Below are 23,168 nucleotides of genomic sequence, written 5' to 3' on the forward strand. Positions count from 1 at the left end.
ACTCTAAATTGAGCACCCACTCGCCACCCAGATTTTGCCGGCTTGCTCACGCATGCTGCTTTATCCTGTGAGTTGGCGGTGGGTGCTACTTTTTTTGTGAGAACAGCATCGGGTTACAGTAGTGGGCTGAATGCGTATTTTGGGGCAATGAAACGACTCTTTCTGCTCTTGACGGCCGGCGTGCCGCTACTTAGCCCAGCAGCAGCCCAACCCTCTGCTCCGGTCCCGAAACGGGTAGCTAAGGCCCTCACGAAGGTGAAGCCCTCCGATATTAAAGCCCATATTCAGTACCTGGCCGATGACCGGCTGCTGGGCCGTAAGCCAGGCACCCCGGGTTACCAAATGGCCGTTGACTATGTTACCAGCCAGCTTAAAAGCTTTGGGGTGCAGCCAGCCGCCGAAGATGGCGGCTACACCCAGCGCGTGCGTTTGCGCCGGGCCACCGTGCGCCCGGGCGCTGCCGTAACTTACCAGCCAGCTGGCAGTAGCAGTGCTGCCCTGGCCCCCACCGAAGTACACCTCTACCCCCACCCCGAGCAGCCAGAAGCTCGCTTAGCCCCAGCTGGGCTGGCCTTCGCGGGCTATGGTATCTCCGCCCCCGACCAGGGCTATGATGATTATCAGGGCCTGGATGTGAAAGGCAAGGTGGTAGTGATTGTGCGCGGGGCACCCCGCACTTTCCCGAGCACGGTAGCTGCCGCCAGCCAGGACCAAACCTTGCTGGTAAAAACGGCCGCCCAGCGCGGCGCTGTGGGCGTGCTGTTTGCCTCACCAAAACCGGCCCCGGTGGCCTCCGCGGCGGCTTTGGCCCGCCCCTTATCAACTACCAGCGTGCTGGGGCCCGATGGCAAGGTGGCCGCCGCCCGGGGTTTCATCAGCGGCTCAGGCATTGCCCTTACGGGTACTCTATCGGCGGCGGGCCTGCAGGACTTGCTGCGCAGCGCGGCTTCTGATACGGCCCAGGTGCTGAGCAGCTTGCGTCAAGGAAAACCCGCCCCAGTAGCCTTGCAGGGCACATTAGCGGCTAACTGGCAGTCGGCTTATCAGGATTTTGAGAGCTACAACGTGGTAGGCAAACTGCTTGGCTCCGACCCCAAGCTGCAAGGCGAGTACGTAGTACACTCCGCCCACCTCGACCACTTAGGCGTTAGCACCCCCGTGCAGGGCGACTCCATCTATAACGGAGCCCATGACAATGCTTCCGGGGTAGCCTCAGTGCTGGAAATTGCCCGGCTGTACTCTCAGCTCAAAGAAAAACCCAAGCGCAGTATTTTGTTCGTGCTACAAACAGGGGAAGAGCTAGGCCTGTTGGGCTCGGCTTACTTTGCGGCTCGGCCTACGGTGCCTAAATCCGCCATTGTGGCCGATGTGAATACCGATATGCCCACCATCATTGCGCCCTTGCTCTCGGTGGTGCCCCTTGGCGCCCAGCACTCCAGCCTTAGCCAGCCCGTAGCTACAGCGGCGCAGTACCTCGGCCTGACGGTGGAGGAAGACCCCGAGCCCGACCAGAACCGCTTTATCCGCTCTGACCAGTACAGCTTCGTGGCCCAAGGTATTCCGGCCCTGCACATCAAGTATGGCAACCGCACCCCCGATGGCAGAAACAACCTCAGCGAGCAGGTGCAGAAGTGGCGCGCGGTTACCTACCACAAGCCCCAGGACGATATTAACGGAGTTTTCGACTTTGAAGCCGGCAAAAAATACGTGCAGCTGAACTTCCTGATCGGGTACCTGGTGGCCCAAAACCCAGTGCGCCCCACCTGGAACGCTGGCGACTTTTTCGGCCGGCGGTTTGCTCAGCAGTAATAGGCTATTTTTCAGCGCGTGGGGTGTGATAATGTGGTGGAAAACTCCGAATATTATGCACGCAACCTATTTTTCTGGTACCAAGTTAATTCCCACCGACTAACGCCACTGGTTTCACGCTTACTGCTAAGCTGCTTTTCAGCACTGCTATGATTATTTACGGTCACCGCGCCTCCCACCTCACCACAGAGGCAGTTTCCGGCTCCTGCCCTTCCTGCGCTACTCCTGATAGTCGCCGGGTAAGCGTTTTCGGACGCTATGCGCACGTGTATTGGATTCCGCTGTTTCCGCTTGGCAAGACAGGCATAGCTGAATGTGGCCATTGCCGACTGGTAGTTCAGGATAAAGAAATGGATGCCGATCTGAAGCAGACCACCCACGAAGTAAAGCAGCGCGTGAAAGCGCCTATCTGGCATTTCAGTGGCCTGCTTCTGCTGGCCGTGCTGGTAATATGGGGGGTTATCACGCACAACCAGAGCCAGAAAAACACGCAGACCTTCATTCAGGCACCTCACCCCGGCGACTTATACCACATCCGCACTGAGAATGGGCATTACTCCCTGCTTAAGGTGCAGGATGTAACCGGTAACAGTGTAAAGCTGCTGCCCAACAACTACGAGATGGAAAGCCAAACGGAAGTGACCAAGCTCAACAAACCCGAAAACTACGCCGCCGAGCCTGTTGAACTCACCCGCTACGACCTCCGGATTATGCTCACCAAAGAAGAGATTCTGGAAGTAGAACGCCCGTAGGCCTATATAGCAAACTTAAGTATCCGTCAAAAGTCCCGACAGCAGCTGCCTGTCGGGACTTTTTTTATGCTCTATTAGCACTTTTAGGCCACTACTGAGGCCTACTTTCTCCTAGCTGAAAAGTCTACTACATTAAGCTTGTGGTTTTGAATCGGGAGGGAATAAAGCTCCATTTGAAGCATACAGCGCTGAGCACTCCTTGCCCTGCCGGCTCCACCTATCACGCTCCATGCCCGTTACCATATCTGCCAACTTTTATGAGCTGATTCACGCTTCACTTACCACCCAGCCCACGGAGCGGGTGTGGGTGCAGTGGCCCGCTCTGCCTGGCAAACCAGCCCCTGCCGCCGACACCGGAGGGAGCCTGCTGGCCCGCATTGGGGCAATGAGCGCTCGGCTAGCTCACCAGGGGGTGCAGCCCGGCCAACGGGTACTGCTGGCCCTGCCCGTAGGCCCGGCCTTGCTCAGCGGCCTGCTAGGCCTGTTGGCAGTTGGGGCCGTGCCCGTGCTCCCGCCCGCAGGTAGCACTCCCAGGAGTATGCGCCGGCTGGCCAGGGAGCAGGGCATCAGAGTGGCCGTGGTGAGCACCGCCGTACCGACCTGGGCGCGGCTACTGGCGCGGCTGAGAGGCCTCCGCCTGATAGTGTCTCCGGCGGGTAGTTCGGTGGCATTGCCCCAGCGGCGGCCTCAGGCGGTACCCTCCCACCAGCCTGCCCTGATTTCACACAGCTCCGGCTCTACGGGTGGCCCACCCAAAACGGTGGTCCGGACCCACGCCGTGCTCACGGCCCAGCATCTCACCCTCAGGGCCGCCTTTCCTCCTCTATCCGGCCAGCACGATTTTCCGCTGTTTCCGAACGTGCTCCTGCATAACCTGGCGGCGGGCGTGACCAGCGTGCTGCCCGCCGTGCCCGCCCTGGATGTGCGCCAGCTGGAGGCCGCAGCGGTGGTAGAGCAACTGCGCACCGGCCCGGTGCACACGCTCACTGGCAACGTGTTTTACTTCCGCCAACTGCTGCAATACCTAACGCAGCAGCCCACCACATTTCCCGAAGTAGTAGCCTTGGGCATTGGCGGCTCGCCGGTACCGGAAGCCCTGCTGGTAGCCTTGCAGCCATACTTTCCGGCAGCCCAGCGCATTGTTATCTACGGCTCTTCCGAAGCCGAGCCCCTGGCCATTCGGGATGCCGCAGCCTCTCCTGCCCCACTGCCCGCCGCGGGGTACTGCGTGGGCCACCTTCGCCCGGAAATTTCCTGGGAGCTGCAGCCGCTAGGCCAGGTACGGACTCCGGCCGGCTGCTGGGTGCAGGTGGGCGAGCTGGCGGTACGCGGCCCCCACGTAGCGGTGGCCGAGGCAGAATGGTTTTTGACCGGCGACTTCGGCTACCTCGATGCCGAGCACCGGCTGGTGCTCACGGGCCGCAAAGGCAACGAAACTATTGTGGCAGGGGTGCAGCATTATCAGCTTGAGCACGCCCTCAGCACCGTGCCGGGAGTGGCTCGCGTGGCCGCTCGCCCTACTCCCGAGGGGTTTACGGTATACGTGCAGGGCCCAGCTGACCTGCAGCCGGCGTTGCGGGTCGTGCTAGGCCAGTGCTTCCCCACTGACTTAGCCGTCAGCTTCCACTTTAGAACTGAACTACCCGTGGATGGGCGGCATCATTCCAAGATTCTGTACGCTCAACTGGCCTAGCGCCTTCTTAGCACGCAACTTCTGGTGCGCTTTGGGGCTCCTGCTTTCACTCTCTCGCTATTTCTTACTACCATGAACTCCGAGTTCTATAACGTTGCCCTCGACCGTGTTCGGTACTCCCTGGTGTGGGAAGATAGCCGCACATTGTATCAGGCCCTTGAGCTAACTCCTGCTGATGAAGTGTTGGTTATCACCTCGGCGGGCTGCAATGCGCTTAATGCGCTGCTGGCCGGCCCCCGGCGCGTTACGGCCCTCGATCTGAACCCGGTGCAGAACCACCTGCTCTCTTTCAAATGCTACCTCATCAAGTATCATTCGGTGGACGTATTTCAGGCGCTGCTGGGCCTCAAGGGGGCTGAGGAAGTGGCCCGGACCTGGGCGCAAGTGGCTCCTGCCATGCCCTGCGCGCTACGGCAATACTGGGCGCCCTTCTTTGCCAGCCACCCTGGTGGCTTGCTCACGGCGGGCCGCCTGGAAACGTACCTGACGGGCTTCCTGCCGAGCCTGCCCCTGGCTACGCAAGCGGCCCTGCACGGCTTATTCACCTTCGGCACCACGGCTAGCCAAGCGCAGTTCTTTGAGCGCGAATTGCACGGCACCACCTTTCAGGAGGAGTTTATCCGGTATTTCGATGCCGCTAACCTGAGCAAGGGCCGCGACCCACAGCTATTTCGCTACGCGCCTGAGTCGGGGGGCGAGGCATTTTACGCGCGGTTACGGCAGCAGCTCCGCACCCAACTGGCCCGCGACAACTTCTTTCTGCGCTTCTTCTTTTTTGGGCCGGCTCACATGCCTGAGCAGTTGCTGCCGCCGTGCTACCAAACCGAGAATTTCGGGGCGTTGCGGGAGCGGCTGCCCGCCCTGCAAATCCGGCAGGGCGAGGCCAGCAACTTTTTACTTTCATCAGCGGCTCGCCACATCACCAAGGCCAGCTTATCCAACATCTTCGAGTACGTCAGCGCCGCCGAATTCCGGCGCGTTACGGAGGCCCTGCTGCAAGACCCGGAGCGGCCCTTACGGCTGGTATTCTGGAACCTGCTTCAGCCCCAGGGAGCCCCCCCCGGTCCGTTACCCCTCGACAAAGACCTGTCTGAGGCCCTCACCGCTATGGATGGCTGCTTCTACTTCCGCAGCGTCCGGGTTTTTGATTCGGAGCTGGTGCACGTGCCGGTAGAAGCCCGAGGGCCCCTGGCCTACCGCCGGCGGTAGCACTACAGTTTGGTTGTCACTTCACCCCCACCACGTTAGTCATGGATACTGCTCACTATTTTTCGCCCGCCTTTTTGGAAAGCTTGCTCCATGCCTGCCCCGGCGCGCCCGCTGATTTGCGGGTGGAGCAGGTACGCCCGTTTTCAGTGGATAACTCGGCTAGTATTCTGGCAGTGCTCACGGCCGGGCATGCGGGGCGGCCGGTAGGCCACTTCGGGGTGGAGGTAACCTGGCGAGCGGGTGGCCTAGCCGAAACCCGACGCATGGTGCTGAAGCTGAAACCTCCGGGCGCAGAAGTAGCAGCCATGCTGGCCAGCCTGGCCCAGGCTACCGGCGAGCCGCTGGCATCAGTGTACCCCAACTACGTAGAACGCACGGGCTTTGCCCACACCCACGGCCGGGAGCTAGCCGTGTATGAGCAGCACGCCGGCCATCCCCTGCTCCCTAAAATCTGGGGGCTGCACGCCGATGAAGAAAACGGCGTGTACGTGGTACTGATGGAATACCTGGAAGACGTGGAGCTGCTGAACTCCGTGATGCAGCCCGAGGCCTGGACCGATGCCCACCTGCGCACCGCCCTCACCCAGCTGGCCACCTGGCACGCCGGCCACCTTCACGCGCCGCCCCGGCTGCCCGCCCTCCCCGGTGGCGAGTGCGCGGGCCCCGCCTACCTACTAGCGCAGGCACCCCTGTGGCAAGGACTCCTGGATAGCGCGGCCGCGCATTGCCCTGATCTGTACTCCCCGGCACGCGTAAGTCACCTCTGCCAGGCCCTGGCCCAGTTGCCCCAGTATGCTGCCACCCTGGCCATTGAACCCCACACCCTTATCCATAACGACCTGAACCCGCGCAACACCTGCTTCCGCCGCACCGCTGCCGGGCAGTTGCAGTTTTGCGCCTACGACTGGGAGCTGGCTACCTACCACGTGCCCCACTACGACGTAGCCGAACTGCTCTGCTTCGTGCTTGACGCCGACCGTTACCACCTACGCGCTACCTACCTGGAGTACTACCGCCAGCAACTCCACCAACTCACCGGCGCTTATGCTAACCCCGATGCCTTCCAGCACACCTTCGGAGTAGCGGCCCTAAACTTCGGCTTGCACAGACTGGGCATGTACCTGATGGCCCATGTCGTAAGCCCCTACCCCTTCCTACCCCGCGTGGTGGCCAGTTTTTTTGACACGCTGGAGGAGTTCCTGCCCCAACCCACAGCGGTGCCTGAGCAGGTAGCGGCCGTGTAGCTACAACCAATTAGCTAAACCAGTAGAGACAGTTAAACAATTAAGCCTGTCATGCTGAGCGCAGCCGAAGCAGCTCTACTGCTTCGTTGTGTAGACCTAGGCCACTGATTAGTTAGAGGTAGAGCTGCTTCGGCTGCGCTCAGCATCACGGTTTTTCTACTCATTATTCACGCAGACTCTAACAGGTGCATTTTAGTTTGACAAAATCCTCGGCAAGCTCAGAATAGCGGGCAATTCCAGATTCACAATTCCTTTCGATACAGCGCGTAATGGGCGGTTTCGGCGGGAAGACCATCGGTGAAGTGCAGAGAGAAGTTGTCGGTGCGCATCAGGCAGAATATTACTTGCTGATACCACTCCCGGAAGTGCACCATACCGTAGGCACCGAGGGCGTTCATGAGGCCGCGGTTGCGGAAGCTGGGGTGCACGCCTACCGTTTTGGCCAGCAGCGTGGTGGGAGCCTGGAGGCGTGGATAGTCGCGCTGGAAGGTAGGCGGCTGGTTGGCTGCCAGGCCCAGGGGTGCGTAGTTGGGCTGGCATAGGCTCAGCGCCGCTAATTGTCCGGAGGCATGGTCGCGCAGCAACACGGAGGTGTATGGGCACAACCCCGCCGCATACGTGCGGTTGTACAAGCCCCGGAACTGCGCCTCCGACACTGGCCGGTACGCCGGGTTGGCCCCAAATACAGCTTGCACCAGCTCAAATAACTCCGCCTCGTGCTGCGGCCAGGTATCGGCGTTGAGCGGTAAAAAATCGAATGGTAATGCGGCCAGCGCATCCAGCAGAGGCTGCTTATCGGCATACACGGTCGGCACCGTTTCGGGCCGGATAAGGCGGCTCTCGAAGGTAAGATGCGCCCGGAACCCCATTCCCTTCAGTAGCTCCGGGTAGTACACGGGGTTAGTGGGCTCCCGGTCGAAGTGGCCCCAGGAAGGTGCTGCGCCCACCCGCAACCGGTAGCGCTGGAAGGTGTTGAAGTCAAGGGGGCCAGTCAGGGCCGGGCAACCCCGGCGGCGGGCCTCCGCTTCGAGGGCAGCAAAAGCCTGCCCGGCGGCAGTGGCAGCAGGGGTGCTTTCCCAGAAGCCAAACCGGGCCTCGCCCCCTTCTTTGGGGAACAGGCCAACGAGCCGCACCTGGGCGTAATCGGTAATGAAAAGAATGTCGTAGCGTTCTGCTTCCTCCGCAAACAGGGCCGCCAGCATCAGCTCATCCGGCTTTGGAACACCACTGGGCAGGGCTACCTCAAAAAAGCCAGTTGGCAGCGTACCAGCGTATGGAATAACGGCAAGCGTATCAGGGAGCATAAGCAAGTTTGATGGTAGATGTTAACCTATAGTCTGGGGCCTTTGGAAGCGCTAAAGGAGGTTTGCTTCGTTGACCGTCAGTTATGCTGAGCGCAGCCGAAGCATCTCGCGTGCTGACGTTGTGATGCCATCTGTTCACTGGCCCAAGGTTTAAACCCTCGGCTATGGAGCGGGCACCATTGAGTTAGCATAGCGGCGTTAGCACGCGAGATGCTTCGGCTGCGCTCAGCATAACAGTTCTTTTATCTTGTTTCAAACTCATGGAGCTACGCCGCTTTCAACTCTCATTCCATCAGCCTCCACTACCTCATCCTCTGCTAAGGCTAGCACTTGCAGCTCTCCGCTGCCTCCATTGAAGCGTAAGTGCTGGCCAGAGTGCAGATGACGAGTGAGGCCGGGCACGTTGATAATGGTAGGTATGCCCAACTCACGAAGCAGAATAACGGAGTGCGACAGGGCTGAGCCTTTCTCAATGGCTACGGCCCGGCAGTTTGGGAATAGTACTGCCCAACCGGGGTCGGTGCGCAGGGCACACACAATTTTACCCGCCACATCCAGGTTGTCCTCGGGGCTGCGGATGACTATACTTTCGCCTTTCACTATGCCCGGTACGCAGCCCGTACCGCGCCACTGGCCTGGGCTACTTTCGGGGTCGGGGGCTGGCTCTTCGGCGAATATGGGGGGCGCGGGTACGGTTACGCGGGCCGGTACTTCTGCCTGCGCATAGCCGGCAAATTCAGCGCGCCGGGTTTCTACCGCCTCCCGCAGGCCGGGAGCTGGCTGTCCTTGCAGCGCGCTGGTTATCTCATCTTCTGTCAGGTAGAAGACGTCACGAGCAGTTGCCAGGCCAGTGGTTTGCACCAGCTGCTCACCCGCCGCCAAGTAAAGCACCCGATACATTCCAAATAGCCGCGTCCGCTCCAGGCGCAGGGCTTCGCGAGCGTGTATAGCATCGCGCAGCTGCGTGAGTGCCTTGCGCGTTTGGCGGCGCTGCCACCAGAAGTGACCTAGAAGGGCCTGGTTAAGCTCCGCTTCGGCGCTGGCACTGAGCGAGGTGGTACTTGGCGGCGCGGAACGTGGTTCAGCGGAGCCAACGAGGTAATTGCGCAGGTATTGGTAGAAGATCCGGGGCTCCAGGCGCATGGTGAGCGTTTCCAGCTTCAACTCCCCCACGGCCCGGTCGCCGTACTGCTGAATAAACTTCTGGGTGGCAGTGTGGAAGCTGGGGGCGAGCTGGGCCACTTGCGCGTGCACATCAGCCGGCAACTCTATGAGTAGGGCCTGCAGGCCGGGGGTAGCTGCTACCTGCTGGGCCAGCGCCTGCATGAGGCGCGGAATCTGGGCGCTGGGCAGGTCTTCGTCGCCGGAGAGGTAGTGGTGCAAAAATTCTTCGGGGTGGCCTAGGCCACTGCGGCGCAGCTGGCGCAGGGCCCGGCCATTGGCCATCATCACCCGAAAGTCGTTTACAATAGGAGTGGTCCACTGCTCCAGCAACCCAGCATCGAGACGAGCTTTTTCCGTCAGCAACTCCGTGCCGGATAATGACGCCAGCGGTAGTTGGTAGAACCGCGCGTAGTGCGTCTGAAAATCAGCCTGAAACCTGGCAATGCGTTTCGGAAGCTGCTGAAAGGCCCGCAGCAACCGCCCCAGGTTGAGCAGCAGGCGCGGCAGCATCCGGAGGCGTTCCGGCAGGCTGCGGGCGCGGCTCTGCACCAGGTCCACGGGTTCCTCCAGGCCCATCATACGCTCCATATCGGCCTTGTTCTGGCTAAACGACGGCAGCAGCAGCAGGCCCTGATACCAATGATTGATGTGGTAGTAAATACGCCCCTGCACCAGACCTAGCAGCTGGGTTACCACCGTTTCGTGGGCAGCTACCAGGGTGGGCGGCAGGCCTAGCACGCGCATGGTTTGGCGGTATACCGTAGCATATGCGCGCTGGGCGAAGCTGAACGTGAGGGGCGTAGTAACGCCGCAGTAGCTTTCCTGAATGTTGGAGTTGTCGTACACCACTACCTCCGGCATGGCCTGCGTGATAGGGCGCATCTGCACTACCCACATCTTGCTTTCCGCCACCACAAATTCCAGGTCCTGGGGCCGGCCGGTCAGGCGTTCCAGCCTTTCGCCGATGGCGTGCAGCTCTGCCAGTTGCGCCTTCGTTAAGCACGCACTATCCTGGCTTGCGGCGGGCACGGGAGCCAGCTGCAAGCCGTTTTCGGCGGCGCTAGCCACGTATTGCTCCGGTTGCGGCGTAAGCCGTTGCCCACATACCGCGCCGGTTGTTTTGCGCAAGTAGGTTTCCTGGGGGTTGAAGTGGCCCCCGACCAATCCTTCCCCAAACCCACGTACGGCATGAATGGCTTGGTACAATGGGTACTCGGGGTACGAGGTGAACAGCACGCCGCTTACTTCCGCCGCCAATTGCATTTGTACTATCACGGCCGGCCGCGCCGCCAGGGGCAAGCCCTTCTGCTGCCGGTAGGCCACCGCCCGCGCCGAGTAGGCACTGGCGGCGCACTGGCCTATGGCCGCCAGCACGGCGGGCAGGGTGGTTAGGTTCAGAAAGGTATCCATGAGGCCAGCAAAGGCGGCGGTAGCGCCATCCTCATCTGCCACCGATGAGCGCACCACCACCGGCCGCTGTGGGAAGCCCCATTCCGCCAACACCTGGCCTAGCGCAGCCTCCTCGGCTCCCGTCAGCCGAAACTCCCGTAGCCGATCAGCACGCTCCGCCAACCCCGCGGGCGTGACGGGTAGTTCTTGCAGGGCCGCATCAAAGGTTTCGGCGGGCAGCACCAAAAAGCGCGGTACCGCCAACCCAAACTCACGCAGCCGATACAAGCCCGCTGCCTTGCCACCGGGCGTATAGGCCCGGCGAGGGGCAGCAGACATATCATCGGGCAGTATCATGGAGAGGTGTGGTAAGAGCTATACCAGCTCATTAGTAAAACCGTGTGCGGGTTTGAACGGAGAGTAGCCCTAGGCGAGGTAACGGCGGGGTGGGCCCCCAACCTTACTCAAAGTGGTGGCCGAAACCGTGAATTTCAATCAGGATGGAGCCGTAGCTGACCAGCATAAACAGCGACGTCAGCAGCTCGGCTCGCTTTAGCCGGGCAACTTCAGGCTGGCGCCAGGCCCGGAAATAGTGCGCCCCCGTGATGAGGTACAGCAGCCCCAATAGTACCAGCGGCCATGGGCCGGCGTGCAGCAACCTGAGTAGCCGCGCCTGCACCAGCACCCCACCGAGCAGCACTCCCAGCACGGCCGCAATAGCGCCACCATACCCCAGTTCCCGGGAGTAAGAGTCGAGGCCCGGCACTTCAACGGGGCGAATCTTACGGGCTACTTCGAAGGCCAGGCCACCCAGCAAGCTCAACGCCGCCAGCAGCCCAAACACCACCGGCAAGGTCCCGGGCCCGGCCAGCGCCCACCACAGCCACAGAATCACGAGGGGCATCACGAGCAGGTGGGTGCCGGCGTAGAGCAGCAGCCGGGGCCGCAACCAGTGGCCTACGCCAAACTCGTAGCGCATCAGTAGGCTATAGCCCGCCGCTAGCCCCCACCCCGCCACCGCCTGGGGCCCCATCCAGGCAGACCAGAGCAGCTCACCCACACTGCCCAGCACGGCCACTACCCCCAGCTGCCCCAGCGTAACCCGCCCCGTTTGTAATACCCGATGCGGGTGGTGCTCCAGGTCGGCGGAGTAGTCTTTCAACTCATCAAACACCCGCAGCCGGTAGAAAAACGAGATGGTGGCCGCAATACCCGTCACCTCACGCAGCCCAAATGCGCTCATCCCTCCTGCCGCTACTACCACGGCCCGCACCGTCAGGAACACAATGGCGAACAGCGCCATGTTCACAGGGGGAAACCGCTCTTGCAGATACGCGGCAAATGCACGGGAAGCGGAAAAAGGCATGGCGTGTGACATGAGTTGCAGAGGTAGTTTTTATTGAGTGGGGGTCTTTAGGCGAGACCTCACCCCCGGCCCCTCTCCTCCGGGAGAGGGGTGCCAGGCACGAGGCAATGGGTAAGGAAGACTGAGCAATGATCAGTAACTCGCAGATAATTTGCCACTGCTCATTCTTCATTATTAATTGGTAACTGCCGCCAGAACGCACCCCTCTCCCAGAGGAGAGGGGCCGGGGGTGAGGTCCCGCCAGATCACGGACTAAAAAGTTGCTTATGATGCTTCGGGTCTTCGACTTACAGAGCACTAGCCAGCTCTTGCAGCAGTAGATTTACATCTGCAACAATAGGCAATGTCGAGCGGCTCTGATACTAGCATCCAAAAAGGCAGCTGAACTTCATAAGTCTGAAATACACAGCTAGAAATTAATTTCAATGCCTTGAAGTACAGAATATTACACACTGAATGCCTCTGCTTTTATTGACAATTCCTTCACCGCGAAAAGTCCTGAGCTCCGCACTTATTTTGCTTTGAAGGCCAGGAAAGCGAGTTTCTTCGGGGCAGTATTGACGCCTGCTGATCCGTCGAGTTACTGACCCTCCTATGATTTCTACGCTCTACAAGTGGCGCTTCCTGTTTCTGACTTTTTTAGTGATGACCTGCGTGGCGCTCTGGCCGGGTGTGCGGGCCGGGGTGCAGGTAGACAACAGCCTCTCCGCCTGGTTTCTGGAGGGCGACCCAGCCCTGGTGGCCTACCATGAATTTCAGGAGCGCTTTGGCAATGATGAGGTGGTCATCATTGGCGTGCACGATTCCGCTACCCTGCTCACCCCGCGCAATTTTCAGCGGCTCCGGCAGCTAAGCCTGGCCTTGGAGAATCACTCCGATGTGGCCGCCGTGCTGAGTGCCGGCACCACACCCGTGCCCGCCCCCGATGGCCTGCACGCCGCCCACCCCCTCCTCGACTCGGCGGCTACTCCGGCGGCCGTGCGCCGCTACCTCGACCGGCGGCCCACGCTGCGCCAGCAGTTGTTCAGCCCCGACTACCGCACCGCTCGCCTGCTGGTGGTGTTGCGGTCCAGCCTCAATTTCGACGACCGGCGCGGCGAGATTTTAGGCCAGCTCCGGGCTATAACGGCCGCGCAGGTGCCCGGTGGTAGCTTCTGGCTGGGCGGCGTGGGTGTGGTGTATGCGGGCCTCAATGCGCTTTCACAGCAAGATTTCGGGTTGTTCCTGGGCCTTGGCTACGCCCTGATGTTTCTGATTTTCTGGCTGCTCTACCGCAACCTGTGGCTGCTGCTGTACACGCTCGGCATCGTGAGCCTGGCCACGTACGTGACGCTGGGCGTGTACGGCCTGCTGGGGTATCGCCTTAACCTGATGACGGTGCTACTGCCGGTCATTATTATTCTGCTGGGGCTGATGGATGCCCTGCACGTGGTAAATGAGCGCAACCACCTGGCCCGCCCCGGCAGCACCGGCCCCACCGATACGCTGCAGGCCCTGCGCAACCTGGCTCGCCCCTGCCTGGCCACCATGCTCACCACCGTGGCCGGCTTCCTGGCCTTACTCAGCAGCCCCATGGCTATTCTGCGCGTATTTGGCGTTTTTGCGGCGCTGGGTATTGGGTTGTGCCTGGTCTTTACCTTTGGGTTGGGCGTACTCATTCTGCCGCACGCCGCGCCTAATCCGCGCACTACCCACACCACCAGCACCCGCCTGGTGGCGTTTTATGCGCTGGTGCTCCGGCATCGGGGGCTGGCCACGGTGGTTTCCGTGGTGCTGATAGGCCTAGGCCTATGGGGCGCCACCCGCCTGCGCGCCGACACCTACACACTGGGCTACCTGCCCGCCAACAATATCGTTGTGCGCGACCATCAAGCTCTGGAAGCAGCCTGGGGGCCCTACCTGCCGCTAGAGCTGCTAGTAGAGTCGCGCCCCGGTTACTCTCTGGCCAGCCCGGCGGTGCTAAAAGCGGCGGCGGCCTTCGCCGACTCAGCCCGGACGCTGCACAGCGCGGGCCAGGTTTTCGGCTTCCACTCTCTCTATCAAGCCGGCCTCGAAACCCGCTTTGGTCCGCGTGGGGGGCAGCTGCTAGGCCAGTCGGGGGCAGTGCACGATATAGAAGCGCGCCTGCGCCAGGACTACCCCGAGTTGTTGGCCCAGTTTGCACACCAACCCACGGGCACGGGCCGCATCACGGTATCGGGCCGGATGCTCTCGGCGCGGCAGCTCACCGCCACCACCGATACGCTCCTGCGCATGGCTAGTCACACCCTGGGGCCGGTGGCGCGCGTGCGCCCGGCCGGCTACCAGCCGCTCTACGCCCGCATCACCGACTACGTCACGACTTCCCAAACCAACAGCCTGCTGCTCTCTTTTCTGCTGGTACTGGGGTTGGTGTGGGTGTTCGTGGGCAACTTCCGGCTGGCCCTGCTGGCTCTCGTTCCCAACGTATTTCCGGTGGTAGTGCTGCTGGGCGTAATGGGCTGGGCCGGCATTGCGCTGGATACCGCCACGGCCAGCATTGCGGCCATTGTGCTCAGCTTCTGCACTGATGATACAGTGCACTTCATTCATGCGTACCGCGAGCAGCGCCGCCAAGGCCTGGGGCCGGCCGCGGCGCGCCACATTACAGTAGCCCACGTGGGGCCTACCATCGTGCTGACCAGTGCCGTGCTGTTTGGTGGCTACGCCGTGATGATGCTGGCCTCGCTGCAAACGGTTTTTCTGTTTGGGCTGCTGACGTCGCTTTCCATTGCCGCCGCGCTTTATGGGGAGGTGATCATCTTCCCGCTGCTGCTGGAGCGGTTCGACCGAGACTAATGCCGTTGCCCTCCCACTTGGCTACTTCCTCTTGGTGCTCCCGGTAGGCCCGGGCTAGCAGGGTGCTATCGGGGCTAGTGCCGAGGTAGATGGTGGTGCCCCGTTCGATAGCATAGGGGTTGGTAACTTCGCCTACTTTCCGGAATTCCTGGAAATAAGGCGTCAGCTCGGCGGGGTTGCCTTCGCCTACCAGCAACAGGTGCCGGTACGGCTGAGCTGGGCGCGAGGGCAGCCAGTACAAGTAGCTGCCGTTGAAGCTCGCCGCCGCGGGCATGGGCCGGTTGCGGTTGTAGTAGTTGATGGCGCCGGCCTGGCCGTAGTTGTCGCATTTGATGAGGGTGCGGGCGCGGGTAGAGTCGGGCAGCGCCTGGTAGGCCTGCCAGGTTTTGTCGGCCAGCTCCTGCCAGCCCAGCATGTCGGCGAAGTCTTGCGGAATAGCATGGTCTTGGCCATCCTCCCAGCGCAGCACCCCGGTACCGCGGTACTTTTTGCCTAACTGCTCTAAGCGCGCCGGGGCATACAACGTGGTCAGGAAGGGATACAGAGGTATCATGATGAGGAACGGCAGCGCCAGCAGCGCGGGCCGCAGCCACCGACCAGCGCTAGGCCAGTGCACCAGCCGCTGCTCCCACCACACGGCGCCGGCAGCAAACAAAATAGGATAGTACCCCAGGGCATAATAACTCTTGCCGTGCAGCACCGTCAGAATCAGTAGCCCGAGGCAATAAATGAGGCCTACGGCGCGGTAAGGCCGAAACGGCGCGTAAAACAGCAGCGCCAATAGCCCCGGCACCCACACCCACAGGGCCGGTACGCACATCAGCAGCTGGTCTTTCCAGAAATTAGCCGGGCTCACGTTCACTAGTTGGGTGTCGTGGAGCTCTTGCATGTGGTGCAGAAACGGAATACCGTGGCGCAGCTGCCACACCACATTCGGGAGCCACAGCAACAAGGCCAGCCCCGCTCCTACCCAAAACGCCCGAGTACCCAGCACCCGGCGGGCCGGGGTCAGGAGCAGGCTGCCCATCAGGGCGGCCAGAAAGAACAGCGTGGAGTATTTATTTAGCAAGGCCAGGCCTAGCACCAGCCCCACCCCATAGAGCAGCTGCGGTACTGGCCGCTGCTGGTACCGAATCAACCCGTAGCAGACCAGCGTGAAGGCAAAAACCTCAAAGGAGTTAGGCTGGAACAGAAAGTTGAGCCGGGCAAAACCACCTATCAGGTAGCACAACCCCGCCAGCACCACGGCCCAGGTGCCGCCCCCTAACCGTTGCGTGGCCCGCGCCACCACGTACACCGTAAGGCTACCCCAGAGCAACGGCCAGAACTTCACCCAGAAGTACCCGCCGCCCATGGCCAGCGTCAGCCAGCTTTGCAGGGCCGTGAGGGGCGGCACCTCAATGTAGCCCCACGCCAGGTGCTGCCCGTAGTTCAGGTAGAGGTATTCGTCGCGGTGCAGCTCGTAGGCGGAGCTGGCCACTAAGTAGCCAGACAGGAATTTCAGTAGGGCCAGCACCAGCGGCAGCAAACGCGACGGTCTCATGAAGCGAGAATTAAGCAGAGGTAACCAAGAGAGCAAGCCAGCGGGCACAGTTGCGCGCTGGGTTAAGCAAAAGGAAAAGTGGCCTGGTTACCTCCGCTAAACGTTGCGTTTCAACTGCCACTCCGTTTGCGGGCCAAGTGTGGCCTAGGCCTACTGTGCCACGCGCTTCATCATGCGCCCGAAACCACCAATTCCGAGGTCAAGGTAAATAATGCTACCGTTGAATATAGCATGGTGCCGGGCCTGCCCCTGCCGAACGCCGGCGCGGAGCTTCAGCATCCAGGAGCCGGTTTCGTGCATAGTAGGGCCGTAGCTCTCCGTTTGCCAGAGCTTGATATCAAGGTTGACGCCGGCCGTGAGCGGGTGGCGGAAGCTCATATCCAGCGCGTTATCGGGGTTATCTTTCTGGCTATTAGCGGGCGCAATAAAGAAGGCCGAAAAGCCCGCGAAGGGCGTCAGGCGCAGGCGGCTGCTTTTGTACACCATGTAGCCTACGGAGGCTTCGGGCACGAAATAATTTACCTTAAGCCCCTGCCGCCAGTCGCCCCGGTAGGCAAAATCTTCGCGCACGGAGCCCAGCCCGATGTAGTTGCGCAGATACAGTTGGTACCGGTCCCAACCAAGCTCAAAGCCGTGCCCCAGGTTGGCACCCGTGCGGAAATACGTGGGCAAGTTGCCGGTGAGAATGCTGGTGCCCGAGTGAAAATCGAGGCCATACGAGAACCGACTGGGCCGCGCTTCAGGCTGCACAAACAACCGCAGAAACGAGGCGTATTCCGTGTCGGGGTACTGGCCCAGAAACGCCTTCACCTCGGGGGTGCTGCCGGCAGGGGTAGTTGGCTGCTCCCGCATTTTCAGCAACGACACGAACAGCTGCAAAAAAGTAGAGTCTTCGGGCAGGAAGTGAGCCTGCTGAATTGCCCGCCGCAACGTATCCTCGCGGGCCGCTACCCGGTGCGTGGCTGCCTCAAACAGGCCATCCTGCGGCAGTAGCCCGTATTGGCGCGCGGCCTCGGCTGGCTGCGACCCGGCCTCAAACCTACTGATTTGCTTGATCAGGGGGTAAAACTCTTCGCTTACGGCCAGCAGCGCCCACTCCTCGTAGGGCCGAAAGTGAATAGCCGTATCGGCGGTGTTTTCGCGCAGGTACGTGAGCAGCCCCGGAATGGGTTGTACCCGGCCGTGCTGCAGGTGGCCTAGCAGCAGTTCACGCACTTGCACGGTCCGCACCAGGTCGCTGGTGGGCTGCTTGCGGAGCTGGGCATCTACCTGCCGCTGCAGGTGCAGCAAAGAATCAGGAGTTTGGGCCCGTGTGGGCTGGATAAGGCATAGAAGAAAGCCTACACATAAGGCTCCAATAGCAGGTAGAGGTAGGCGCATTCGTATAACGGCAGTAACTGATGAAAGTAGACTATTCGCAGTAGCTATCCGCGGAATAATACAAACATACTATGTTACTGGGCGCAATGATAGGCCTAGGCCACTAAAAAGCCACAACCTTACAGCTCCTCCGGCAGCCGAATGTTGTCGAGGTAGTCGCGCAGCCCGGCCGGATGCTGAAACAGGTGAATGAACAGCACCCGCTCCTCGTCCCACACGCGCCATTCTTCGGCGTAAAAGTCGCCCAGCGCAAACAGGCACAGCCGGAAGCTATCCTGCCGCCGTTCAGCCAGCAGGTGGCCATGGTGGCGCAGGTATTCGGCCTGCCGGTATAAATGAAGGGCTTTAAAGGCGTCGAGTTTCATGAGGCTACAGAACCCAAAGATACCGCCCCTGGGTTCCGAAGCTCTGGTTGAGGCCGCGCAGCAATTCAGGGGTTCCTCATTTCCATTTCTACCTTCGCAGGATGAAGATGATCCGGTTTCCGCACCCGCTGGTGCTCTTGGTGGGGTTTATTGTGTTGGCCTGTTTGCTGAGCTATGTACTGCCTGCGGGAGTATTTGAGCGCCACACCGATGCTGCCACCGGCCGCGACATAGTGGTGGCAGGCTCTTACCACCGGGTGCCCGCGTCTCCCGTCAGCCCCCTGCAGGCCATTGTAGACATCCCGAAGGGCCTGCAGGATGCTGCCTCCGTTATTTTTCTAGTGTTTCTGGCGGGCGGGGCCTTTACGGTGGTTGACCAAACGGGAGCCCTGCGCCGCGGCGTAGACTGGCTGCTGACCAGGTTCCGGGGCCGCGAAGCCATTGTGATTCCTATCATCTCGGTGCTGTTTGCCACCATGGGCGCTCTTGAAAACATGCAGGAGGAAATTGTGCCCCTGGTGCCGGTGCTCCTGATTCTGATGCGCCGCATTGGCTACCCTACGCTCACAGCGGCGGCCGTTAGCCTGGGCTCGGCGGCGGTGGGTGCGGCGTTTAGCCCCCTGAATCCGTTTCAGGTGGGCATTGCCCAGAAGCTAGCGCAGCTGCCGTTGCTCTCGGGCGGCGGGTTTCGGCTGGTGTTTTTGGCCCTGGCCCTGCTCATCTGGATTGGTGGCACCATGCGCTACGCCATCCGCCACCGCGTGCAGCCCGATACCGCTGATGAAGCCGACCCCGCCGCGGCGGGCCACCCAGGCCGCAACCACGGGCTGGTGCTCCTGTTGCTGTTTATTACGTTTGCCTTTTTTGCCTATGGCGTGCTCCAGCTGGGCTGGGAGTTTGAACAAATGGCGGCCTTGTTTTTTGGGTTGGGTATTGTAGCTGGCCTGCTGGGCGGCCTGGGCTTTACGGGCACCGCCGAAGGGTTTATTGATGGCTTCCGCGACATTGCCTTCTCGGCCCTGCTCATCGGGTTTGCCCGCGCCATTTTTGTGGTGCTGGAGCAGGGCCAGATTGTAGATACCATTGTCAATGGTCTTTCGGCTCCACTGGCGGGCTTGCCGGCCTGGCTCTCGGCGCTGGGTATGATGGGCGTACACACCGCTTTGCACCTGCCCGTGCCCAGCGTAAGTGGGCAGGCTGTACTTACCATGCCCCTGCTCGTGCCCCTCTCCGACCTGATTGGCCTTTCGCGCCAGGTTACGGTACTGGCCTACCAATACGGTGCCGGCCTGTGCGAGCTGCTCACGCCTACCAACGGGGCCCTCATGGCTATTGTGGCTGCCTGCGGAGTTCGGTTTGATGCGTGGTGGAAGTTTGCCCTACCTCTCTACTTGCTTCTGCTGGCCCTAGGAGCCCTGGCCGTGGTACTGGGTATTGCTCTGGGTATCTAAAGAGCCTTTAACCAGAAAATATTTGCCGGCCTACTTGTTGCTGAAAGCACACAACGCAGAACGCCGTATCTTGTACGGCTCTGCTTGCTTTTGACTGCTTAACGCGTAAAATGACCCGGCTCCTTCCCTGTTGTACCACAGCACTCTGCTTCTGGGCCTGGCTGCTCCTGAGCGTTGCGCCCGAAGCCGGAGCAACAGGTGCAGCCCCTCCGGCTTCGGGCGCAGTGGCGCAGCCGGCTCCGGCGAGGCCGGGCCCGGGCCAGGAAACAACCGATAACACAAGTCGTCAGCTTCAACCCACGCTCAACAACCTGCAGCGGCGGCTGTCAGGCCACACTCAGCCAGATACTGTGCGCGTAAACCGGCTCAATGCCCTGGCCCTGGCCTTGCGCACCAATGCTCCCGGGCGCTCGGCCCAACTGTTCCGGGAGGCGCTGGCGCTGGCCACCCGGCTCCACTACCCCCTGGGCCGGGGCAACGCCCGGTTTGGCCTGGGCTACTGCTACCGCGACAAAAGCCAGTACGACTCTGCGTTATTTTTTACCCAAAAGGCTTACCACGACTACACCCAGCTCCACGACGACTACAACCGGGTGCGGGCTGAATATGGGATGGCTCGTATTTATTTTGAGCAGGGATTGTACGGGCAAGCTATGGCCCGCAGCCTAAGTGGTCTGCGCCTGGCCCGCTCCCGGCACAACCAGCGGGGCGAACTGTTTACCCTAACGCAGCTAGGCCTCACCAGCACCGCCCTGGGCGAGTACGACCAGGCACGCCACTACCTAAGCCAGGCCGGCCAGCTGGCCCAGCAGCTCCACGACCCCATTGGCAGCGGGCACGCGTACTCTGCCCTCGCGGAGCTCAGCCAGCAGCAGCAGCGCTGGGCCCAGGCCCAACGGTATTATGAGCAGGCCCTTGTCAGCTACCAACCCGTGTATAATGCTCAGGGGCTGCTGCCCACCCGTATTCATCTGCTGGCTATGGCTGAGCGCCAGGGCCACGCTCAGCAGGCCCTGGCGGGCGGCCGTGCGCTGCTGCCCCAGGCTACCACCGCCAGCGAAACCAGCCGCCTGCACCTTATACTGGCGCGCGCCTGGCTGCGCCTGGGCAAACCAGATAGCGCTGCCTACCATGGCACCCTGAGCCTGCGCACCAGCCAAACCCGAAAGCTGCGGGAGATTAGCAGCGCCGCCGCGCAAGTACTGGCCCAAGCTACCGCCCAGCAAAAACAATTTGCCGAAGCCTACCGCTACCAGCAGCTGGCCAGCGCCTATACTGATAGCCTCACAGGCAATGCTACGCGGCGCCTGGCGGCGGCCCTGCAGTTTCGGGCGGGCCAGGAGCGTGAGCAGAGCCAGCGCCGCGAGCTGGCGCAGCAGCAGCAACTGGCCCACTTACGCCAGCAGCATCAAACTATAATCTGGGGTGGCATCACGCTGCTAATAACCCTAGTAAGCGGCCTAGGGATATGGCAGTACCGCCGCCAGCAGGCCACCCGCGAGAAAGAGCTCCGTGCCCGCCTGGCCGCCGACCTGCACAATGATGTCGGGACGCTGCTTCACCAGATTTCCGAGCAGAGTAGCCTCTTGCAGGAAGGCCTGGCCGATGGAGAAGCTCAGCGCCGACAACTAGACCAGATATCCGAATCCAGCCGCTCTGCTATTCGTCAGCTCAATGATGTTGTGTGGAGCCTCGATACGAAGAAGGATCAGCTAGCTGACCTGCTCGACCGCCTCCGTGATTACGCACAGGAGGTGCTGGCCCCGGCTGGCCTAGCCGTTTCGTTTGCCTTTCCTGCTTCGCAGCTCACTCAGCCCCTTGCCTCCCTGCTGCGCCGCAACCTGTACTTGATCTACAAGGAGAGCTTACGTAACGTGCTACACCACGCGGCGGAGGCCACGGCTGTAACAGTAAGTGTACAAATAGTACCGGGTACTCCCCCGCAGCTGGCCCTGGAGGTACGGGATAACAGCGGCGGGCAGGCGCCGCAAAACGGCCGCCGGACAGATCATGGGCTACGTACCATTGCGGCGCGGGCAGAGGCGCTCGGGGGCCTCTCTTACAGCGGCAGTACGGCCGAAGGCTTTCGGGTATATGTGGTGGTTCCGTTAGCAGGCGGCTGGAACGTAGCCAGGCGTTACTATAACGCGTAAGGCCGCACGCTTGGTTTCCAGGCCTGTGCGCCTTAAGTATGCCCACTATCGGGTGGCCTACAGCCTACACGGGCCTGACTGCTGTGTTATTTTATGCGAAGAGCCAGCAACAGGGCAGCTTTGGGCTACGCCGTTGCTGGCTCTCACTCACATAACTAGCAGCACGATGTATTATGGCTGCCCTGCCCCGCCGGCAGCCCCGTACACCTGGCCGGTGGCGTAACTGGCACCGGGGTCAGCTAGCTGCACGTAAATTGAGGCCAGCTCAGCGGGTTGCCCCGGCCGACCCAGCGGAGTGTCGCCGCCAAATTTCTGCAGCTTTTCCTGAGTGGCGCCCCCACTTACCTGCAGGGGCGTCCAGATGGGGCCGGGGGCTACCCCATTTACCCGAATGCCTTTTGGCCCAAGCTGCTTCGCCAACGACCGTACGTAGTTGGTAGTGGCGGCTTTGGTTTGAGCGTAGTCGTACAAGTCAGCGGAGGGGTCAGTGGCCTGCTCTGAGGTGGTGCCAATAATCACGGAGCCGGGCTGCAGGTGAGGCAAGGCGGCCTTAATAATCCAGAACGGCGCGTAGATGTTGGTTTTCATCGTCGCGTCAAAATCTTCGCTGGATAGGTCCATGATGGATTGGTGCTGCTGCTGGCGGGCCGCATTGCTAACCAGAATATCGAGCCCCCCAAGCTGGCGCACGGCATCTGCTACCAGGCGTTTGCAGAAAGCCTCGTCGCGCAGGTCGCCGGGAATGGCAATTGCTTTGCGCCCTTCGGCCTTGATCAACGCAATAACCTCTTTGGCATCAGCCTCCTCAGCGGGCAGGTAATTGATGGCTACATCAGCCCCCTCGCGGGCATACGCAATGGCCGCGGCCCGGCCCATGCCGGAGTCGCCACCGGTAATGAGGGCTTTGCGACCCTGCAAACGCCCCGAGCCCTTGTAGCTCTTCTCGCCATGGTCGGGGCGCGGCTCCATTTGGCTGGCCAAGCCCGGCCAAGGCTGCGACTGCCGCTTAAAGGGTGGCTGCGGATACTTGGTGGTGGGGTCCTGTAAAGCGGGGGCCGCGGCCATTGGCTCGGCAGCAGTTTCAACGGCTAAACCAGGGGCCACGGCTGCGGCCGCCAAACCTGCTCCTATCCCAACGATTACCTTCCGCCGGCTAACGTTTTTTTCTTCTTGCATGATAGCGTAATGCTGTGGTTTATAGCACAGGCCTGCACAGTCGGGCGCATAGCTTTTGGAGCGGGGAGCTAGTCACCGCCTCTTTATTGTTTGATTTGGTTTTGCTCGTTCCTACGCTCCTAACTAATCGGCACCCGCCCAATGGGCCTGCTTATCTGGTACTACAACCAGCCGACTTCGGTTGCTAAAACCGAAATTTTGTAGGCTTTGCTCAAGCTATTCATCGTTAGTACTGTATTCGCCCGCTGCTTCGGCGAGTAGTCATAGGCAGTAATCGAGTGATTACTGGCGAATCAGCGGATTTGGTCCCTAGGTGCACGATTTTGACAGTCTCATGCCTTTAACCACCGCCG

The 23,168-nt window shown here is 60.9% G+C and carries 15 protein-coding genes; 8 read left to right on the forward strand and 7 right to left on the reverse strand.

Features of this window, described 5'->3' with window-relative positions; genetic code table 11:
* Positions 1-147 precede the first annotated feature (147 nt).
* The 5 genes from HMJ29_RS00765 (at position 148) to HMJ29_RS00785 (ending at position 6,707) form a co-directional block, all read left to right on the forward strand.
* Positions 148-1,809 (forward strand): M28 family peptidase, encoded by a 1,662-nt coding sequence (locus HMJ29_RS00765; protein ID WP_171589695.1) that lies wholly within the window; start codon positions 148-150, stop codon positions 1,807-1,809.
* Positions 1,810-1,958: 149 nt separating this feature from the next.
* The gene (locus HMJ29_RS00770; RefSeq protein ID WP_171589696.1) at positions 1,959-2,561 is read left to right on the forward strand and encodes a hypothetical protein; all 603 of its coding nucleotides are present in this window, start codon (positions 1,959-1,961) and stop codon (positions 2,559-2,561) included.
* Positions 2,562-2,790: 229 nt separating this feature from the next.
* On the forward strand, positions 2,791-4,254 hold the full coding sequence (locus HMJ29_RS00775) for an AMP-binding protein (protein WP_171589697.1): 1,464 nt from the start codon (positions 2,791-2,793) through the stop codon (positions 4,252-4,254).
* A gap of 72 nt (positions 4,255-4,326) precedes the next feature.
* Positions 4,327-5,463: a DUF3419 family protein gene (locus tag HMJ29_RS00780; RefSeq protein WP_171589698.1), complete on the forward strand. Its 1,137-nt coding sequence runs from the start codon at positions 4,327-4,329 to the stop codon at positions 5,461-5,463.
* 41 nt (positions 5,464-5,504) lie between these two features.
* Complete coding sequence (locus tag HMJ29_RS00785) at positions 5,505-6,707, forward strand: phosphotransferase family protein (RefSeq protein ID WP_171589699.1); 1,203 nt, start codon at positions 5,505-5,507, stop codon at positions 6,705-6,707.
* A 242-nt stretch (positions 6,708-6,949) separates the two neighbouring features.
* On the opposite strand, the gene HMJ29_RS00790 is transcribed toward HMJ29_RS00785, so the two are convergent.
* The 3 genes from HMJ29_RS00790 to HMJ29_RS00800 all read right to left on the reverse strand — a co-directional run bounded on the left by HMJ29_RS00790 (position 6,950) and on the right by HMJ29_RS00800 (position 11,930).
* Positions 6,950-8,011, reverse strand: a complete 1,062-nt coding sequence (locus HMJ29_RS00790; protein WP_171589700.1) for a hypothetical protein — start codon at positions 8,009-8,011, stop codon at positions 6,950-6,952.
* A 258-nt stretch (positions 8,012-8,269) separates the two neighbouring features.
* Complete coding sequence (locus HMJ29_RS00795; RefSeq protein ID WP_171589701.1) at positions 8,270-10,903, reverse strand: PEP/pyruvate-binding domain-containing protein; 2,634 nt, start codon at positions 10,901-10,903, stop codon at positions 8,270-8,272.
* 121 nt (positions 10,904-11,024) lie between these two features.
* Positions 11,025-11,930: a UbiA prenyltransferase family protein gene (locus HMJ29_RS00800; RefSeq protein ID WP_171589702.1), complete on the reverse strand. Its 906-nt coding sequence runs from the start codon at positions 11,928-11,930 to the stop codon at positions 11,025-11,027.
* Between the two features lie 594 nt (positions 11,931-12,524).
* On the opposite strand from HMJ29_RS00800, the gene HMJ29_RS00805 reads away from it, so the two are divergent.
* Complete coding sequence (locus HMJ29_RS00805; RefSeq protein WP_171589703.1) at positions 12,525-14,747, forward strand: efflux RND transporter permease subunit; 2,223 nt, start codon at positions 12,525-12,527, stop codon at positions 14,745-14,747.
* Here the strand turns inward: HMJ29_RS00805 and HMJ29_RS00810 are convergent.
* The 3 genes from HMJ29_RS00810 to HMJ29_RS00820 all read right to left on the reverse strand — a co-directional run bounded on the left by HMJ29_RS00810 (position 14,707) and on the right by HMJ29_RS00820 (position 18,035).
* Complete coding sequence (locus HMJ29_RS00810; RefSeq protein WP_171589704.1) at positions 14,707-16,290, reverse strand: glycosyltransferase family 39 protein; 1,584 nt, start codon at positions 16,288-16,290, stop codon at positions 14,707-14,709. The genes HMJ29_RS00805 and HMJ29_RS00810 overlap by 41 nt on opposite strands.
* Before the next feature lie 150 nt (positions 16,291-16,440).
* Positions 16,441-17,580 carry a hypothetical protein gene (locus tag HMJ29_RS00815; RefSeq protein ID WP_171589705.1) on the reverse strand — a complete coding sequence of 380 codons (1,140 nt, stop codon included), beginning with the start codon at positions 17,578-17,580 and terminating at the stop codon, positions 16,441-16,443.
* A 209-nt stretch (positions 17,581-17,789) separates the two neighbouring features.
* Positions 17,790-18,035 (reverse strand): hypothetical protein, encoded by a 246-nt coding sequence (locus tag HMJ29_RS00820; protein WP_171589706.1) that lies wholly within the window; start codon positions 18,033-18,035, stop codon positions 17,790-17,792.
* A gap of 101 nt (positions 18,036-18,136) precedes the next feature.
* On the opposite strand from HMJ29_RS00820, the gene HMJ29_RS00825 reads away from it, so the two are divergent.
* Together HMJ29_RS00825 and HMJ29_RS00830 are read left to right on the forward strand one after the other, a co-directional pair.
* Positions 18,137-19,486 carry a YfcC family protein gene (locus tag HMJ29_RS00825; RefSeq protein WP_171589707.1) on the forward strand — a complete coding sequence of 450 codons (1,350 nt, stop codon included), beginning with the start codon at positions 18,137-18,139 and terminating at the stop codon, positions 19,484-19,486.
* Positions 19,487-19,596: 110 nt separating this feature from the next.
* Positions 19,597-21,639 (forward strand): tetratricopeptide repeat-containing sensor histidine kinase, encoded by a 2,043-nt coding sequence (locus tag HMJ29_RS00830; RefSeq protein ID WP_171589708.1) that lies wholly within the window; start codon positions 19,597-19,599, stop codon positions 21,637-21,639.
* A 171-nt stretch (positions 21,640-21,810) separates the two neighbouring features.
* Here the strand turns inward: HMJ29_RS00830 and HMJ29_RS00835 are convergent, their stop codons facing one another.
* A complete protein-coding gene (locus HMJ29_RS00835; RefSeq protein ID WP_171589709.1) occupies positions 21,811-22,815 on the reverse strand; it encodes an SDR family oxidoreductase in 1,005 nt (334 codons plus the stop codon).
* Positions 22,816-23,168: the final 353 nt, after the last annotated feature.

Origin of the sequence: Hymenobacter taeanensis, from assembly GCF_013137895.1 — a bacterium.
GTDB lineage: Bacteria > Bacteroidota > Bacteroidia > Cytophagales > Hymenobacteraceae > Hymenobacter > Hymenobacter taeanensis.

What these genes read in the sequence shown, in the direction of transcription:
- HMJ29_RS00765 (WP_171589695.1), top strand. Translation starts at nt 148, where the DNA reads ATGAAACGACTCTTTCTGCTCTTGACGGCCGGCGTGCCGCTACTTAGC.
- HMJ29_RS00770 (WP_171589696.1), top strand. Translation starts at nt 1,959, where the DNA reads ATGATTATTTACGGTCACCGCGCCTCCCACCTCACCACAGAGGCAGTT.
- HMJ29_RS00775 (WP_171589697.1), top strand. Translation starts at nt 2,791, where the DNA reads ATGCCCGTTACCATATCTGCCAACTTTTATGAGCTGATTCACGCTTCA.
- HMJ29_RS00780 (WP_171589698.1), top strand. Translation starts at nt 4,327, where the DNA reads ATGAACTCCGAGTTCTATAACGTTGCCCTCGACCGTGTTCGGTACTCC.
- HMJ29_RS00785 (WP_171589699.1), top strand. Translation starts at nt 5,505, where the DNA reads ATGGATACTGCTCACTATTTTTCGCCCGCCTTTTTGGAAAGCTTGCTC.
- HMJ29_RS00790 (WP_171589700.1), bottom strand. Translation starts at nt 8,011, where the DNA reads ATGCTCCCTGATACGCTTGCCGTTATTCCATACGCTGGTACGCTGCCA.
- HMJ29_RS00795 (WP_171589701.1), bottom strand. Translation starts at nt 10,903, where the DNA reads ATGTCTGCTGCCCCTCGCCGGGCCTATACGCCCGGTGGCAAGGCAGCG.
- HMJ29_RS00800 (WP_171589702.1), bottom strand. Translation starts at nt 11,930, where the DNA reads ATGCCTTTTTCCGCTTCCCGTGCATTTGCCGCGTATCTGCAAGAGCGG.
- HMJ29_RS00805 (WP_171589703.1), top strand. Translation starts at nt 12,525, where the DNA reads ATGATTTCTACGCTCTACAAGTGGCGCTTCCTGTTTCTGACTTTTTTA.
- HMJ29_RS00810 (WP_171589704.1), bottom strand. Translation starts at nt 16,290, where the DNA reads ATGAGACCGTCGCGTTTGCTGCCGCTGGTGCTGGCCCTACTGAAATTC.
- HMJ29_RS00820 (WP_171589706.1), bottom strand. Translation starts at nt 18,035, where the DNA reads ATGAAACTCGACGCCTTTAAAGCCCTTCATTTATACCGGCAGGCCGAA.
- HMJ29_RS00825 (WP_171589707.1), top strand. Translation starts at nt 18,137, where the DNA reads ATGAAGATGATCCGGTTTCCGCACCCGCTGGTGCTCTTGGTGGGGTTT.
- HMJ29_RS00830 (WP_171589708.1), top strand. Translation starts at nt 19,597, where the DNA reads ATGACCCGGCTCCTTCCCTGTTGTACCACAGCACTCTGCTTCTGGGCC.
- HMJ29_RS00835 (WP_171589709.1), bottom strand. Translation starts at nt 22,815, where the DNA reads ATGCAAGAAGAAAAAAACGTTAGCCGGCGGAAGGTAATCGTTGGGATA.